General features: G+C 70.4%; 11 protein-coding genes. 4 read left to right on the top strand and 7 right to left on the bottom strand.

The window, feature by feature from the left end:
* Positions 1-2 precede the first annotated feature (2 nt).
* From ACYVNR_RS13765 to ACYVNR_RS13745, 5 genes are all read right to left on the bottom strand, one after another.
* On the bottom strand, positions 3-740 hold the full coding sequence (locus tag ACYVNR_RS13765; RefSeq protein ID WP_461048643.1) for an enoyl-CoA hydratase-related protein: 738 nt from the start codon (positions 738-740) through the stop codon (positions 3-5).
* The gene (locus ACYVNR_RS13760) at positions 737-1,846 is read right to left on the bottom strand and encodes an acyl-CoA dehydrogenase family protein (RefSeq protein ID WP_458799351.1); all 1,110 of its coding nucleotides are present in this window, start codon (positions 1,844-1,846) and stop codon (positions 737-739) included. The genes ACYVNR_RS13765 and ACYVNR_RS13760 overlap by 4 nt, the downstream gene beginning before the upstream one ends.
* A complete protein-coding gene (locus ACYVNR_RS13755) occupies positions 1,846-2,994 on the bottom strand; it encodes an acyl-CoA dehydrogenase family protein (RefSeq protein ID WP_461048641.1) in 1,149 nt (382 codons plus the stop codon). Before ACYVNR_RS13755 ends, ACYVNR_RS13760 begins: the two co-directional genes overlap by 1 nt.
* Before the next feature lie 108 nt (positions 2,995-3,102).
* Positions 3,103-4,362: an Nramp family divalent metal transporter gene (locus ACYVNR_RS13750; protein WP_461048639.1), complete on the bottom strand. Its 1,260-nt coding sequence runs from the start codon at positions 4,360-4,362 to the stop codon at positions 3,103-3,105.
* Positions 4,363-4,426: 64 nt separating this feature from the next.
* Positions 4,427-5,890, bottom strand: coding sequence for a hypothetical protein (locus ACYVNR_RS13745; protein ID WP_461048637.1), 1,464 nt, complete (start codon positions 5,888-5,890; stop codon positions 4,427-4,429).
* Positions 5,891-5,928: 38 nt separating this feature from the next.
* Between ACYVNR_RS13745 and ACYVNR_RS13740 the strand changes: the two genes are divergently transcribed.
* Positions 5,929-6,294, top strand: a complete 366-nt coding sequence (locus ACYVNR_RS13740; protein WP_461048635.1) for a TraR/DksA family transcriptional regulator — start codon at positions 5,929-5,931, stop codon at positions 6,292-6,294.
* A 76-nt stretch (positions 6,295-6,370) separates the two neighbouring features.
* Here the strand turns inward: ACYVNR_RS13740 and ACYVNR_RS13735 are convergent, their stop codons facing one another.
* Entirely contained in the window at positions 6,371-11,110 is a 4,740-nt protein-coding gene (locus ACYVNR_RS13735; protein WP_461048633.1) for a multicopper oxidase domain-containing protein, read from the bottom strand.
* Positions 11,111-11,412: 302 nt separating this feature from the next.
* On the opposite strand from ACYVNR_RS13735, the gene ACYVNR_RS13730 reads away from it, so the two are divergent.
* Positions 11,413-11,769 (top strand): helix-turn-helix transcriptional regulator, encoded by a 357-nt coding sequence (locus tag ACYVNR_RS13730; protein WP_461048631.1) that lies wholly within the window; start codon positions 11,413-11,415, stop codon positions 11,767-11,769.
* A gap of 6 nt (positions 11,770-11,775) precedes the next feature.
* Here ACYVNR_RS13730 and ACYVNR_RS13725 read toward each other — a convergent pair whose 3' ends face one another.
* A complete protein-coding gene (locus ACYVNR_RS13725; RefSeq protein ID WP_045189571.1) occupies positions 11,776-12,384 on the bottom strand; it encodes a TetR family transcriptional regulator in 609 nt (202 codons plus the stop codon).
* A gap of 74 nt (positions 12,385-12,458) precedes the next feature.
* On the opposite strand from ACYVNR_RS13725, the gene ACYVNR_RS13720 reads away from it, so the two are divergent.
* Both ACYVNR_RS13720 and ACYVNR_RS13715 read left to right on the top strand, forming a co-directional pair.
* A complete protein-coding gene (locus tag ACYVNR_RS13720; RefSeq protein WP_461048628.1) occupies positions 12,459-14,582 on the top strand; it encodes an MDR family MFS transporter in 2,124 nt (707 codons plus the stop codon).
* A gap of 27 nt (positions 14,583-14,609) precedes the next feature.
* Positions 14,610-15,443 carry an oxidoreductase gene (locus tag ACYVNR_RS13715; RefSeq protein WP_461048626.1) on the top strand — a complete coding sequence of 278 codons (834 nt, stop codon included), beginning with the start codon at positions 14,610-14,612 and terminating at the stop codon, positions 15,441-15,443.
* Positions 15,444-15,500: the final 57 nt, after the last annotated feature.

Raw genomic sequence — 15,500 nt, 5'->3', positions numbered from 1 at the left:
CCTCAGGCGTCGTGCTTGCGCCTCAGCGACCACATCTGTGGCGAGCGCTCGAGCTCGACGGCGACGTCCCACGGGACGCCCCCGGGAGCGGTCTCACGGCGGAAGCTGGTGACGAGGCGGCGGGCCAGCGCGGGGTCCTTCGCGACGCGGGCGGCGAGCGCCTTCGCCTGGGACTCGACGTGTTCGTCGTCGTATGCCGCCCACGCCAGTCCCAGGGCCACGGCCCGGTCGCCGTCGACCTCGTCGCCGAAGAGACCGAGGGCGGCGGCGGCCTCGCGGCCGGCGACACGGTTGAGCAGCGTGAAGTGGCCACCGCCGGGGTGGATGCCGATCTGGGCGAAGCCGGGCAGCAGCCGGGCCGTGCGCGAGACGATGCGGAGGTCGGTCGCCAGGGCGAGGTTGAGGCCGGCCCCGACGGCTGCGCCGCGCACGGCCGCGACGGTGGGGAGCCCGATCGACCCGATCGTCGTGAAGGCGGCGTAGACGGTCTCGAGGTTGCGGTAGGCCTCGTCCTCGACCGGGTCGCGCCCCGTGTCGGCGAGGACGCTGCGCACCGCGCCCGCGCAGAAGTGCCGGCCGCCGGTGACGACGACCGCCCCCACCGAGTCGTCGGACTCGGCCGCGCGGGCGGCGTCGACGAGCTGGCGGGCCATCTCGACTGAGAGGGCGTTGCGTCGGTCGGGGGCGTCGAGGGTGATGAGGGCGACGCCGTCGTCGACGTCGTAGCGGACCTCGGTCATGGTGCGTGGCTCCTGTGGTCGTGGGACGGCTTGGCGCGGCCGGTGGTGACGAGGGTCCAGAGGCGGTCGTGGCCGGCCGATGCGGCGAGGGTGGTCAGGGTCTCGTCCCAGTCCTGCAGCGACCCGTACTCGCTGCGGCGGGCGAGGATCGGTTTGGTGAGGGTGTGCAGCTCGTGCTCCAGCGTCGTGCCGATGGCTCCGAGCACCTGGTGCGAGCTGCGCACGACGACCGACGCGGCGTGGCCCACGCACGACTTGGTGACCCCGACGGCGAAGAGCATGCCGGGGTCCTGCCAGTCGGAGGCGGCGGCGCGGGCGACGGCGGCGTCGGTGGCGGCGCGGGCGAGGGCGGTCTCGGAGGCGATGTCCGCGACGAGGTGCTGCACCGCCTGGAACCGGCCGATCGGACGGCCGAACTGGTGACGCTCGCGCACGTGCACCAGCACGATCTCGAGGATCCGCTCCATCGCCCCGACGACCTGGGCCGACCGGGCCAGGGCGCCGCGCAGGTGGAACTGCTCACCGATCTCGTGCGGCACGAGGGTGCCCGCCTCGAGGTCGTCGACGTCGAACTCGACCGTGTCGCTGGGCTCACCGGCGAGGTTGCGGCGCTCCTCGATGCCGATCCGGTCGGCCGGCACGTCAGCCACGCGCCACTCGTCGCGGTCCTCCCAGAGGGCCACGACGCGGCTCGCGTCTCGTGCCCACGTGACGTTGAGCGCGACACCGGAGGGGTCGGGACGGCATACGGTGCGCAGGCCCCCGTCGTTGGGCAGGCCGGCGGCCTCGAGCAGCCAGCCCCCGAGGACGTCGTGCTCGGCGAGTGGCACGGGCGCCGCCACTGCTGCCGCGAGGCCGAGCAGGGCGGCGGCGTCGACCCAGCTTCCACCGCTGCCGCCTGCGGACTCGGAGCCCGTGAGACGGGTCATGCCGAGGTCCTCGAGCCGTTGCCACAGGCCGCGGTCGAGGTCGACGACGGCGGTGGGGGTCGCGCGGGTGGCGCGGTAGTCGGCGAAGAGGTCGCCGAGCACCTCGACGAGGTCGGGGTCGGGCGCGGTGGGGGCCGCGAGGCGGTCGGCGCCGGTGGCGTCCTGGGGGCCGGTCATCAGCGCAGTCCCAACCCGCGGGCGATGACGCCGCGCAGGATCTCGTTGGTGCCCCCGCGCAGCGTGAAGCCGGGGCGCTGGAGGATCGCGGCGTGCAGCAGGGTGTCGAGCTCCTCGTCGAGCGCCCAGCCGGTCGCGGTCAGCGTGTCGACGTAGTCGGCGATGTCGCCCTCCTCGGTGGTGCCGAGCACCTTGACCACGGCAGCGGCGGTGTCGGCGTCCTCGTGCTTCTCGAGTGCAGCCGAGACGGCGAACGACATGTGGTGCAGGGCGGCGACGCGGGCCACGTGGCGCCCCAGACCGGGGTCGAGGGGCAGCCTGCCGTCGTCCATGGCCTGGGCCGCCGCGGCCAGGAGCTGGAACGTGGACAGCACGCGCTCGGGCCCACTCCGCTCGTAGGCGAGCTCTGAGGTGACCTGGGTCCAGCCCTCGCCCACCTCGCCGAGCACGCGGTCGTCGGGGATGAGCACGCCGTCGAGGTGCACCTCGTTGAAGTGGTGGTCGCCGCCCATCGACAGGATCGGCCGGATCGTCACCCCAGGTGCCCGCAGGTCGACGATGAACTGGGTGAGGCCGGCGTGGCGGTGCTCCGGGTCGAGCGGGGCCGACCGGGCGAGGGCGAAGAACGCGTCGGCCTCGTGGGCACCGCTGGTCCACACCTTGGTGCCGGTGAGGCGCCAGCCGCCGTCGACCCGCTCGGCGCGGGTGCGCACGCTCGCGAGGTCGGACCCGGAGTCGGGCTCGCTCATGCCGATGCCGAAGACGACCTCGCCCCGGCTGATGCCCGGCAGGTAGGCCTGCTTCTGCTCCTCGGTGCCGTAGCGGAGCAGCGACGGCCCGATCTGCCGCTCGGCGACCCAGTGCGCGGCGACCGGCGCGCCGACGACGAGGAGCTCCTCGGTGACGACGAAGCGCTCGAGGTAGGTGCGCCCCTGGCCGCCGTATGCCGTCGGGACGACCATGCCGAGCCAGCCGCGACGGCCGAGCTCACGAGTGAAGTCGCGGTCCCAGCGGGTGAGCCAGGTGTCGACGTGCGGCACGAAGGCGCCGGCGGCGACCTGCTCGGCGAGGAAGGCACGCACCTCGAGGCGCAGCTCGGTCAGGGCAGGCAGCTCGCGGGCTCCCGGCGGGACGAGACGGGGCGACATGCTCACCTTCCTCGTGCGACGTCGCAGCGGTTCGTGCGCCACTCTTCCACACCACCCCGGCCCGCCCTCGCGCGGTCGTCGCGGCTGGCGCGCGGCCCCGCGGAGACGTCAGAGGCCGGTGAGCACGAGGTAGGCGCAGAGGCCGACGATGACCGCGGTGATGACCGAGGCCGCGGCCGTCGTGATGCGGTGGTTCACCAGGGCGCCCATGAGGTGGCGGTCCCGCGTGAAGAGCAGCAGCGGCACGAGCGTGCCCGGCAGCGCGAAGGACAGCACGACCTGGCTCCAGACCAGCGCGTTCGTCGGCTCGACGCCGATGCCGAGGATCAGGAGGGCGGGCACGACAGCGACCATGCGCCGGAGCAGCGGCGCGATGGGCCGGCGACCGAAGCCCTGCATGACGACGTCACCCGTCTGCACCCCGACGAGGGTCGAGGCGAGGCCCGACGCGAGGAGCGCGACGGCCAGCATCGTCGCGGCGACCTGGCCCGCGTTCGCCCCCAGGGCGGCATACGCGGTCTCGATGCTCGCGCCAGCCTCGGACGGCAGGGCTGCGGAGAAGACGACGAGGCTGACGTTGGCGACCCCGGCAACCGTCATCGCGATGACGACGCTGCGCACGGTGCGGCGCCCGGCGCGCAGGCGCTCGGCCTGGCTCACCTCGACCGTGCCGTCGTCGTGCCCGCGGGAGGCGGCGGAGTGGAAGTGGAGGGCGTGCGGCATGACCGTCGCGCCGACGATGCCGACCGCGAGCAGCGCGGCCGACGAGTCCAGCGGGCTCGGCACCACCGAGCGCAGGAGCTCCACCCGGTCGACGTCCGCGATGAACACCTGCCACACGAGCGAGGCGATGATGACGGTGAGCAGCACGAGGACGACCGACTCGAAGTGGCTGCGGCCGCGCACCTTGAGCGCGAGGACGACGAGGCTGAAGAGCGTGACGCACACGGCGCCGGCCATGAGCGGCATACCGAAGAGGAGCCGGAGGGCGATGGCGCCACCGACGATCTCGGCGAGGTCGGTCATGATGACGACGAGCTCGGCCTGGGCCCAGAGCAGCAGGCGGCCGACACCCGGGAACCGCTCGGCGCTGTGCTCGGCCAGGCTCTTGCCGGTGACCATGCCGAGCTTGGCCGCGATGTACTGGATGACCATCGCCGAGCAGCTCGCGAAGACGACGACCCACACCAGCGCGTAGCCGTGCTCGGCGCCCGACGTGATGTTGACGCCGAAGTTGCCCGGATCGACGTAGGCGATGGCGGCCAGCAGCGCCGGCACGAGCGTGCGTGGCGCGCTGATGGTGCCGCCGAGGCCACGCTCCGGGGACCGGTCGCTCACCCGCGGTCGCTGCGCGACCTGCTCTTCCATGGGACACAGCATCGAGCCTCGGACCCGTCGCGGCCAAGTCCGCGACCGGATTGAGACCGAAGCCTCAGCGAGCCGACGCGAGACCGAGCAGGGCAGCGAGGCCCAGGGCGCTGCGCGGGTCGTACGCCGACGTCCACAGACCGCCGTGCGCCGCGGCATACGCCTCGTCCTGCCACGGCGCCGGCCGGGCGGGCGAGCCGGTGCGCAGGTCGTGCACGAGGAGCGCGGCCATGAGCGTGTTGGCGGTGCCGGGGTCGAAGACCTCGATGCCGAACCGGTGCGCACCCGCGTAGGCCGCCGCGAGGGCGCGGTTCTTGACGACCGAGCGCGTGCGCGTGGGTGGTGCCACCTTGAACGACACGAGCCCTCCCTCGCCGCGGTATGCCGTCGCGCGCCACCGCTGGAGCCGCTTGGCGAGCAGGTAGTTCGGTCCCTGCTGCAGCACCACGCTGTCGTTGATGCCCGGGTCCTGTCCGGGCACGTAGTTGCGGCGGAGCAGCCGGCCCCCGCTGATGGTGCGGAGCGGGACGCGCAGCACCTTCGAGGTCCGTCGGCGGGCATAGCTGTCGACCGAGTGCGCGACGGCCGCTCCGGGCACGGCGAAGACGTCGGTGGGGGTCGCGAGGAAGGCGAGGCCGACCTCGTCGCGCCCCCTCTCCGCGACGACCCGCCGAGTCAGCGCGTCGACCGCCATCGAGACGCGCACGTTGGTCTCACCGTCGGCGTAGACGTAGTTGCCGATGACGAGCCGCCCCTCCAGCCCGGCGACCCAGCGGGTGACCGCGGCGAGGTCGTGGACGAGGTCGCCGCCTGCCCGATGACTCAGCGGCTCGCTCCCGTCGCGCACGGGCACGGTGATCGATCCGGCGAACCGACGCGTGTCGCCGATCAGCCTGTCCCACAGATCTTTTCGCGGCAGGTCGACGGCCGCGACGTCGGCGCCCCACCGCAGCAGCGAGCGCAGCGGGCCCATCTCGGCGGCGGCGCCGAGCACGACGACGGTGCGGTCGGACAGGTCGAGCCAGTCCGGGTTGTCGATGACGAGACCGACCGCCTCGGCACAGGTGGGCTCGACGGTGCCTGCTTCGACCCAGGCCTCCAGACGACGACGCAGCGCGTCCCCCGAGAGGCGCTCGCCGGCATACGGGACGGAGAGCGTGCGGTCGTGGGCGCCCTCACCCCGGATGGTCTCGGAGCCGAGCGTGTGGGCCCTGCGCTCGTCGGAGAAGGCGTCCTCGAGCGGGTGGTCACCGTCGTGGGCCGCCCACCGCATACGGGTGTGCAGGGACGCCAGGCCGTCCTCTGCGATCGTGCGGGCGGCCTCGGGCGACGTGAGCCCGGCCTCCACGAGTCGCCGGAAGTGCGGGAGGTAGCCCTGGCGCCAGTTGGTCTCACGCTCGGCCGAAGCGGCCCCGACGGCGTCGACGCGACGCAGCGCATCGGCCACGACGGCTCGGCCGGTCGCGGTGGTGCTGCGTCGTCCGGACGCCGGGTCGAGGGGAAAGACCACTCCGGTGGGCTCGCTCATGCGCCCATCATGTCGGAGCCCGGCCGGACAATGGCTTCATGGGAGAGCAGGCCGAGGTGCGCGACAGGCTCGAGGACGACCGCGCGACCACCGTCGAACGCCTCGAGGCACTGCGACGCGGCTACGACCTCGTCGTCGACGCCACCGAGGGGTCCAACGCCGACGACGAGCACGACCCGGAGGGCTCGACCATCGCCTACGAGCGCTCGCAGCTGGGCGCGCTCGTCGAGCAGACCCGCGAGCACCTGGGTGAGGTCGACGCAGCCCTGGCACGGCTGGAGGCCGGCACGTACGGGCGGTGCGAGGTGTGCGGGTCGGCGATCCGGACGGAGCGTCTCGAGGCCCGGCCGACCGCACGCACCTGCGTCCAGCACGCCGGGCACTCGCGCCCCGGAGCGCGGTAACCGACACGCGCGAGAGACCGGTGAGGGTCCGCTGGCTGCGGACCCTCACCGGTCTAGCAATGACCTTCCTGCTTCGTCACGGAGCGATCGGCACCGCGAACGACGGGGATGGCGACGTCCCGAGGACGTTCACGGCAACAACCCTGAAGCCATAGGCCTGCCGGGGGATGTTGCCCGTCGTGAAGGTCGTCGAGCCGGCCGACAGCGATCCGGACTGACCCGAGATCGTCACGAAGCCGTTCGCACTCCACTGGACGACGTAGCTCGACTCGTTGGACACGTCAGCCCAGGTGACCGTGACCCGCTCGTTGGCGCCGACCCGCGCAGCCGAGCCGGTCAGAATGGCTGGCGTTCCGGGAGTGTCCACGCTGATCGACGCCGTGTTGGACACGGCCGACACCCCTGCGATGTTGACCGCGGCGACTCGGTAGTCGTACGTGTTGCCGACCGTCACCGTGTTGTCCACGAACGTCACGTTTCCCGTGCCGCCGCGGGCGGCCGGCGTGGCGATCTGTGAGAACGGCCCCTTGTTGGTCGACCTCTCGACCACGAAGCCGGTCTCGTTCGACGCGTTGTCACGCCACGTCAGACTGACTGCAGGGCCCGCCTGCAGGGTCGCCGTCAGGGTGGTCGGAGCAGCAGGACCGTTGACAGCGACAGTGGTGGGCGTGGACCCGACGGTCATGCTCGGGTAGGCGCCCCCATATCCCACGGTGTTCTGCGCGATGACGCGGTAGAGGTAAGGCGTTGTCCCGACCGAGTTGGGGTCGGTGAACGTCCGCGTACTTCCCGTCGTGTTGTTCACAGCGAGGGTGACCGGCAGTGTCCCGGACGTCGTCCACGTGGTCCCATTGGTCGAGCGTTGGATCAGGTAGGACGTCTCCGTGATCGAGTTGTCCGTCCAGGTCAGGGTGACCTTTCGGTTGGCACCGTTGCCGTTGACGGACGCGGCGATCGTGCCGACCTTGACCGGCGGCAGGGCGACGCTGACCGGACGCATCATGTCCATCTCCTCGTGGCTGAGGATGTGGCAGTGGATGACGTACTCCCAGCCCATGTTGACGAGGGAGTTGACGATGGCACCGGTCGGGTTGCCCTGCGGGTCGATGTTGTTGAACCCGCTCTGGTCACCTATCGGCATCATCGGGTTGAGCGGCCGCACGGCGTTCGGCACCTCGAAGGGGACCTTCGGGATGATCGGCCGCAGCGCGACGATCGTGTCCTCGAGCGGACTCATGCGCACGGTGTCCTTCCAGCCCAGCTCGCTGGGCTCCGTGGGAATGATGATGTTGTCCCACGTCACCCGGTTCACGATCTGCACGTCGTACAGGTGGAAGTGGATCGGGTGGGTGTCCACGCCGTTGTGCGTGAAGCGCCAGATCTGCGTGCCGTCCGCAGCCGTGCTGATCGGTGACACCTTCACGTCGCCTGCCGGCAGGCCTCCGGCGTCCAGCTTGACGTCGGCCTTGGGGAGGTTGGTGCCGTCGATCAGCTCCGTCGCCGGGTTGATGTACGGGTAGAGCGTCACGTTCTGCAGACCGGGCGACGGGGGTTGCGCCTCGATGCCCATGGTGGCCTGCATGCGGCCGAACTCGTCGAACGTCGTCGAGTTCATCTCGTCGTGCAGGGCCTTCGGCCCCAGTTGCATGGACATCTTGGCGTTCGGCGCCTTCAGGGTGTTGAAGCCGAACGTCGTGGTGTCGTTGACGCGCACCAGACCGTCGCACCGCGTCACAGTGCTGTTCGGCGCGTTGCAGTTGCTGCTCGCGGCGAAGCTCGACCCGTACGCGCTGTTGTACGCCGCCTGGCCGACGATGACGGGGTTCTGGCCGGACTCGAAGACACCTGTGCCGGCAGTGTTGTGCCGGAAGGCTGCCTGCAGCTTCGTCAGGTTGAAGGCCGGCGCAGGAGTGGCCGCCCCGATCGTCACCTGCATGACCGTGCGGGTGTTCGGTCCGTAGCCGGGCAGCACGGTGGGTGCGCCGGTCGGGCTCAGGTCAGGGCCACCGGTGTAGTAGTCGTACGACGGCACGCGAGCCGGGAAGGCTGCTGGAGCGTCGTTGTAGAGGATCAGTGTCTTCCCCGCGAACTTCGAGAAGTCGACGATGGTGTCGGCCCGCTCGGCAGGCGCCAGCAGCAGCGAGTGCTTGTCGACGTTGCCGACGTCGAACCGGGTCGGGTCGGTGATCCACGTGGTCGGCTGCTGGCCGTCCACCACGGTCGGGGCCGGCAGGAAGCCGCCCTCGGTTCCGATCTGCACCCAGTCGGGTCCGGCCGCATTGTTGTTCGCGCCCACGGGAGTCGGCGAGACGTTCGGGTCGGTCTGGGCTGCGGCAAGCTCCGCCGGCTTCAGCGCGACCTCGGTCCCCAGAGCACCACCGTTGGCCGGGTCCGTGTCAGCCGTGTACCACTGGAAGTTGAAGAACCTGTCGTTCGCGGCGTTGAGCAACCGCAAGCGGTAGGCCTTCGGCTCCAACGTCACCTTGGGGTAGGCGACGCCGTTGACGACGGGCGTGTCGTTGAACTGCTCCATGCCGGCCGAGATGTTCGGCGTGCCCGGGATCTGCTCGGGCTCACAGAACGGGTCGGTCTGGTACTTCCAGGTCGATGGCACGTCCAGCTTGCAGTTCGGGTCGTAGTACGGGTTGGCGATGGTCCCGTGCGTCGTGTTGGACGCCGGGGGCCAGAACCACGGCCCGTACATCCACCGCCCGTAGGCGCTCATGCCCGACGGGTCACCCGGGTTCTGGGCCGGCATGTAGACGTGGTGGTACCAGAGGCTGCCCGGACCACCCCAGCGCTGGGCGTCCCACGTCGGGTCCTGCCCGTAGCGGGTCGTCTCGGTCCCGGACTTCGTGTCGTAGAGCTGCTCGGCGCCGGGGACGAAGGTCTTGTCCTGGACGATCAGCGGAATCGTCTCGGCAGCGGCCGGGATGACGCCGTCGGCGATGAGCTTCTTCTCCGTGTCGTCGGTGATGGCGTAGCCAGCGGCTTCGCCGGCATAGACGTTGAGTCGCGTGATGCCCCACGAGTGGTCGTGGTAGAACATCAGCCGCGCGCTCTGCTGGTTGCTGTAGAAGAACGTGGAGCAGCCGTCATTGTTGGCCTCACAGGTGGTGGCGCTGGCGGGGTCCGCCGGGTCCACCTTCATGTCCGGCACGTTCTGGACGCTGACGCCCTGCGGCCACGCGGTGCTCTCACCCGCGGGGGTGATCCACTGGTGCGGCGTGCCGTCACTGATCCACGGCGTGACGCCACCGTGCAGGTGCAGGGTGGCCCGGTTGTCCTTGAAGCACATGTCCGACTTGGGCGACTCGGTGCAGGCCGGGTTGCGCACACCGTCCATCACGGAGGACTGGTCGGCAGGAGCGGCCATGCCCATGGGGCCCATGCCGGAACCCATCATGGTGCTGTCGGTGGGCAGGAACAGGTCACCCGCGGTCCCGGTGGGCAGCAGGTTGCGGAAGACGATCCGGACCGGCTTGTCCTTGGTGGCACCGATGAAGGGCCCGAGATACTGAGGCGCGGTGACCCCGGTGTAGCCGCTGGCGACGGGCACGTCAGGGCCGGTCATCATCGCGTTGGCGAGTGGCACGCCGGCGGCGATTCCCTTGGCGGCCAGGTCGGGTGTCCAGAGCTGGACGTAGCCGCGCACGAGGGTGCCCGACCCGGGCAGGTCGGAGGAGAAATTCGTGCGGTACTGGACCAGGCCGATGACGTATTCGTCGGCCTTCACGCCGTTGTAGTCCTTCTCGACCGGCACCGCGTTCGGGATGAACTTCGAGCCGTCCGTCGGGCACGCCGGCGGGGTGCACGTCCCAGGTAGCTTGTCGACGAACTTCTTCATGCCCTGCGTCAGGAAGCCGGCGCCCGGGTTCGCTGGGTCGACCGTGATGCCTGTGATCGCCCCCGCGTCACTCAGCGCCGTCGCGCTCGCGCCGGTACCCGCGCCGCTCGGGTCGGTGATCGCCACCGACGGCGCGCTCGTGTAGCCGCTGCCCAAGGCGTCGACGTTGACCGCCGACAGCTCCAAGGTCGCACTGACAGTGGCCGGTCCACCACCGGCAGGGAAGTTGATGGGGTCGAACTGGGTGCCGTTGTGAATGGCGACAGCCGGGGCCGTCGTGTAGCCGGAGCCCGGGTCGTCGACGATGACCTGGGTGACGGTGCCGTTGGCGTCCATGCCGTCGACGGGGTCGCCGTTGGCGATCATCGGCACGTGGCCCTTGGCAACAGTGCCGTCCGGGCTGTCCGGGAGATCGAAGTCGACCGTCGGCATGGTGTATCCGCTGCCGCCGTCGCTGATGATGACGGCGTCCACCCCACCGGAGCCGATGGCCGTGGCACTGCTGCCTCCGCCGCCTGACAGCACGACGCTGAAAGCGGTGTAACCGGCGCCGCCGACGACGTTGGTGAAGCCGACCACGACGCCAGAGGTGCTGACGGCCGCGGTCGCCGTTGCGTCCGTGGTGCCGCCGGTGACGGTCACCGTGGTGGTGGCGTCGTAGTCATGCCCGGGTGAGGTGACATCGATGCTCTTGATGCCGCCTGTCGCTGGATCGACCTGCGCGACCGCCGCTGCCCCCGCGCCGGCGCCGGTGATGGTCACCTGGGCCTTCGAGAGGGTGAGCGGGCTGTTGGCCCAGTTGGGCCAGGGCCCGAAGTAGTGCGGGACCTTGCTCTCGTCCGTGGGACCGGCCGGCAAGGCCGTGGCGACCGTCGCAGGCACGACCCCCGCCTGTAAGCCGAGGGCCAGCGCCGTAGCGACGCCGGCCACCGCGGCCGTGAACCATCGTGTGGAACTGCTGCGTGACATCTACCCCCACCTGCCTTCGATGGAGCACCCCCCAAATTGAGTGCCCTTCCTAGAAACTAAGCACCCGAGAAAGCCCCGAGGTCAGGGAAACAAGGAATCGAAAAGCAGACATCTTTTGCGCGATAGAGAAATGACGAATTGCGTTTCGGCCATTCTCAATAGGCCTCTGACCTGCACAAACGGACATTCGCGACACTCTCGTCGGACGCCAGCAGGCAAAGACGGCATACTCCCTCGGGCATGTGACGAAGCCCTCTTCGTGTTTGGCCCGATCCCGCTGACAGGCGCTCTAGCCTCGAAGTATGAGAAGGAAAGGATGGACCTTCCTCTCCAACCACGGACACGTGCTGGTCTGCCTCGCCGACGACCCGGACATGCGGCTCAAGGACATGGCGGCCAGCATCGGCATCACCGAGCGCGCGGTGCAGCAGATCATCGCCGATCTCGAGGGCGCCCAGGTGATCACGCGGCACAAGGAGGGGCGCCGCAACCGTTACATGGTGCGTCGAGACGTGCGGTTCAGGCACCCGCTCGAGGCGGGACTGCGGGTCGGCGAGTTCCTCGACATGACGCGACGGCGCCCGCGCCTGCGTCAGTTGACGCGGCCGTGGGGTCGCCCGTCTGGCGACGCCGACGACCTCGAGCGCGACGCGCTCTGAGGGAGCTCAGCGCAGACCGGCAGCGATGCTGTCGAACGCCTGGTCGATGTTGCGCTCGAGGCGGCCTGACCCACCCTGCTGCTGGTGCTCGATGCACGCGCGCACGGCGGCGAGCGCGACGGCGACCGTGAGCCGCGGCTCGAGCGAAGCGCCCGGTGCGACGCCGAGGCGTCGCTCGAGGGCAGCCGTGAGGGCGTTCTCGATGCGGATGTTGTTGCCGACGAGCGCCGGCGCGAGCGACGGCTCTCCGAGCAGGATGCGGCGGCGCTTGGCCCGCAGCTGCTTGTCGATGGTGCCGGGCGCGAGCATCTCGGCGATGATGCGGCGGAGGGAGTCGACCGGGGACTCGCCCGGCGTCGCCTGCTCGAGCGAGGCGGCATACGCCTCCAGCTCCTCGGGAGTGGTGCCGATGACGGCGGCTTCCTTCGAGGGGAAGTAGTTGAAGAAGGTGCGGGCGCTGACCCCGGCGCGGGTGGCGATCTCGTCGGTGGTGACCGACGCGAAGCCCTTCTCCTCGACGAGGTCGAGCGCGGCGAGGTTGATGGCGCGCCGGGTCTCGCGCTTCTTGCGCTCGCGCAGGCCGCAGCCGTCGTCGGTCGGCGTGGTCGTGCTCATGTCCTCATGGTGTCACGTTCACTGCATGGACTGCAATTTTGCAGTGACTGCACAATCGGCGTACCGTGGTCGGCATGCCACAGACGACCCAGGGGGTAGACACGACCTCCGCGACCGCCGCCGCCGGCCCCGCCAAGGCCGCCGGCCTCGACCGCTCGACCCGCAACATCTTCATCGCGCTCATGCTCGGCATGCTCGTGGCGTCGATCAGCCAGACCATCGTCGGGCCGGCCATGCCGCGCATCGTCGCCGAGCTCGGCGGCATCGACCACTACTCGTGGCTCGCGACGGCCGCGATGCTCGTCAGCGCAATCACGGTGCCGATCGTCGGCAAGATGAGCGACCTCTACGGTCGCCGCGGCTTCTACCTCGGCGGCCTCGTCGTCTTCATGGCCGGCTCGATCCTCTCCGGCTTCGCCCAGAACTTCTGGTGGCTCATCGCTGCCCGCGCCATTCAGGGCGCCGGCATGGGCACGCTCATGCCGCTCTCGCAGACGATCATCGGCGACATCATCCCGCCGCGTCAGCGGGGCAAGTACCAGGGCCTCATGGGCGGCGTCTTCGGACTCGCCTCGATCCTCGGCCCGCTCGTCGGTGGCTTCGTCACCGACAACTGGGGCTGGCGCTACCTCTTCTTCATCACGCTGCCCGTCGGCGTCTTCGCCTTCTTCGGCATCAGCCGCTTCCTGCACCTCGAGCACACGCCCCGCGAGTCCGTCGTCGACAAGGCAGGCATCGGCGTCCTGTCGCTGACCCTGATCCTCCTGCTCGTGCCCACCTCGCTCGGTGGCACGACGCTCGCCTGGGGCTCCCCCGCCATCATCGGCATGTATGCCGCGGGCGTCGTCGCGCTCGGCGCCTTCATCGCGATCGAGCGCCGGACCGTCGAGCCGGTGCTGCCGCTGCGCCTCTTCAGGAGCCCGCTCTTCACGCTCTCCAACATCGCGGCGTTCATGGTCTCGGTCATGATGTTCGGCGCGATGATCTACCTGCCCGTCTACGCGCAGGGCGTGCTCGGCGCCTCGGCGACCAACTCGGGCCTCATCCTCATGCCGATGTCGGTCGCCATGATCGGCCTCTCGATCGTGTCGGGTCTGGTCATCACGAAGACCGGCCGCTACAAGCTGCAGACCATCGCGGGCATCCTCATCATGGGCGTCGGCTTCTGGCTGCTGACCCAGCTGCACTACGGCTCGAGCCAGACCGAGCTGACGCTCTCGATGATCGTCTTCGGTGTCGGCCTCGGCATGGCCCTGCAGGTCTTCACCCTGATCATCCAGAACTCCGCGCAGCGCAAGGACCTCGGTGTCGCCACCGCGTCGACGCAGTTCTTCCGCAACGTCGGCTCGACCGTCGGCACCGCGGTCTTCGGCACGATCATGACGAGCGGCCTCGCCGGCAACATCGCCTCGCACCTGCCGGCCTCGGTCGTGCAGCAGATGCAGGCGTCCGGACAGCAGGTCAGCGCCGGCTCGGTGCTCGACCCGTCCGCTCTCGCGAAGCTGCCGCCCCAGGTCGCCACCGGCGTCCAGCAGGGTCTCGCCGACTCGCTCCACACGGTCTTCGTCTGGGGACTCGTGCCCTTCGCCCTCGCGCTGCTCGCCGCGCTCTTCATCAAGGAGCTGCCGCTGCGCGACACCGTGCACACGCCCGACGAGGCCGGCATCGAGATGCTCGACACCCTGTCGCAGTCGGCCCCCGACGACGAGCTCAAGGTGCCGCTCGGCCGCGAGGCCGGCAACACGCGTACGCACGAGCGTCTGCTCGGACTGCGTCTGGGCCTGCTCGCCGACTCGGCGCTGCGCGGCGACCGTCCGCTGCTGACGCGGGCCGTGACCCGGCTCGGCGACGGCGACCTCGACGCCGGCGCGGCACTGCTCCACCGCACGGCCCGGATGCTCACCACCGAGGACCTCGCCCTCGCGGCCGAGACCGAGCGCTTCGCCGTCGAGGTCGGGGCCCGTGCCAAGGCGCTGGGCGGCGTGCTCGACGACGCTCTCAAGCGCGAGCTCGCGACCGCCGTGGCAGAGCGTGACGCCCGCACGGTGATGACGACGGTCGAGCCGACCGTCGCCGAGCGGCACGAGGCCGTCGACATCCGGATGCTGTCGTCCGTCGGCGACGACCTCGGCGCCGCCTACCTCGTCGACCGGCAGAACGCCCGCGTCGCCGAGCAGGAGGCAGTCGCCGCCCGCTGACGCCACCGGGCCGCATACGGTGGCGGCATGACTGACGGGACGAAGAAGGTCGCCCTCGTGACGGGCGCCTCCGCCGGCATCGGCGAGTCCATCGCGGTCCACCTCGTCGAGGCGGGGTGGACCGTGTATGCCGTCGCGCGGCGCGTCGACCGGATGGCCGGCCTGGCGTCGCGCGGCGTCACGACCTTCGCCATGGACGTCACCGACGACGGCTCGATGGCGGCTGGCGTGCGCCGCGTCATCGACGAGCAGGGCCGCATCGACGCCCTCGTCAACAACGCGGGCTACGGCTCCTACGGCCCCGTCGAGACCGTCCCGCTCGAGGAGGCGCGCCGGCAGTTCGAGGTCAACGTCTTCGGGCTGGCCCGCCTCACGCAGCTCCTCATCCCGCAGCTGCGGCGGCAGCGGTCGGGGACCATCGTCAACATCTCGAGCATCGGCGGACGCATCTACGAGCCGCTCGGCGCCTGGTACCACGCGACGAAGTTCGCGGTCGAGGGGTTCAGCGACAGCCTGCGCCTCGAGCTCGCACCGTTCGGCATCGACGTCGTGCTCATCCAGCCCGGCCCGATCGTCTCGGAGTGGGACGGCATCGCCCGCGAGAGCATGCTCGCCTGGTCGCGTGGCACGGACTACGAGAAGGCGGCGATGCGGATGGCCGCAGCCTACGAGCACACCTACGACCCGAGGCGCATCTCGAGTCCGGACGCGGTCGCCGAGAAGGTGCTCGTCGCGCTCGAGGCGGCGAACCCGGCGGCGCGCTACCCGGCCGGGCGTGGTGCCCGCACGATCCTCGCGGCGCGACGCCTGCTCCCAGACCGCCTCATGGACGTCGTCCTGAAGCGCGTCGCGGGAGGCTGACCCCCTGCCTCCCCTGCCGTCCCCCACAACGCGCGAACGCCGCGTTCGGTCTCGAGC

The organism is Terrabacter koreensis (assembly GCF_054783315.1).
The sequence above is the reverse complement of the archived record's forward strand: the minus strand, read 5'-3'. Positions and strand labels throughout refer to the sequence as shown.

What these genes read in the sequence shown, in the direction of transcription:
- ACYVNR_RS13765 (WP_461048643.1), bottom strand. Translation starts at nt 740, where the DNA reads ATGACCGAGGTCCGCTACGACGTCGACGACGGCGTCGCCCTCATCACC.
- ACYVNR_RS13760 (WP_458799351.1), bottom strand. Translation starts at nt 1,846, where the DNA reads ATGACCGGCCCCCAGGACGCCACCGGCGCCGACCGCCTCGCGGCCCCC.
- ACYVNR_RS13755 (WP_461048641.1), bottom strand. Translation starts at nt 2,994, where the DNA reads ATGTCGCCCCGTCTCGTCCCGCCGGGAGCCCGCGAGCTGCCTGCCCTG.
- ACYVNR_RS13750 (WP_461048639.1), bottom strand. Translation starts at nt 4,362, where the DNA reads ATGGAAGAGCAGGTCGCGCAGCGACCGCGGGTGAGCGACCGGTCCCCG.
- ACYVNR_RS13745 (WP_461048637.1), bottom strand. Translation starts at nt 5,890, where the DNA reads ATGAGCGAGCCCACCGGAGTGGTCTTTCCCCTCGACCCGGCGTCCGGA.
- ACYVNR_RS13740 (WP_461048635.1), top strand. Translation starts at nt 5,929, where the DNA reads ATGGGAGAGCAGGCCGAGGTGCGCGACAGGCTCGAGGACGACCGCGCG.
- ACYVNR_RS13735 (WP_461048633.1), bottom strand. Translation starts at nt 11,110, where the DNA reads ATGTCACGCAGCAGTTCCACACGATGGTTCACGGCCGCGGTGGCCGGC.
- ACYVNR_RS13730 (WP_461048631.1), top strand. Translation starts at nt 11,413, where the DNA reads ATGAGAAGGAAAGGATGGACCTTCCTCTCCAACCACGGACACGTGCTG.
- ACYVNR_RS13725 (WP_045189571.1), bottom strand. Translation starts at nt 12,384, where the DNA reads ATGAGCACGACCACGCCGACCGACGACGGCTGCGGCCTGCGCGAGCGC.
- ACYVNR_RS13720 (WP_461048628.1), top strand. Translation starts at nt 12,459, where the DNA reads ATGCCACAGACGACCCAGGGGGTAGACACGACCTCCGCGACCGCCGCC.
- ACYVNR_RS13715 (WP_461048626.1), top strand. Translation starts at nt 14,610, where the DNA reads ATGACTGACGGGACGAAGAAGGTCGCCCTCGTGACGGGCGCCTCCGCC.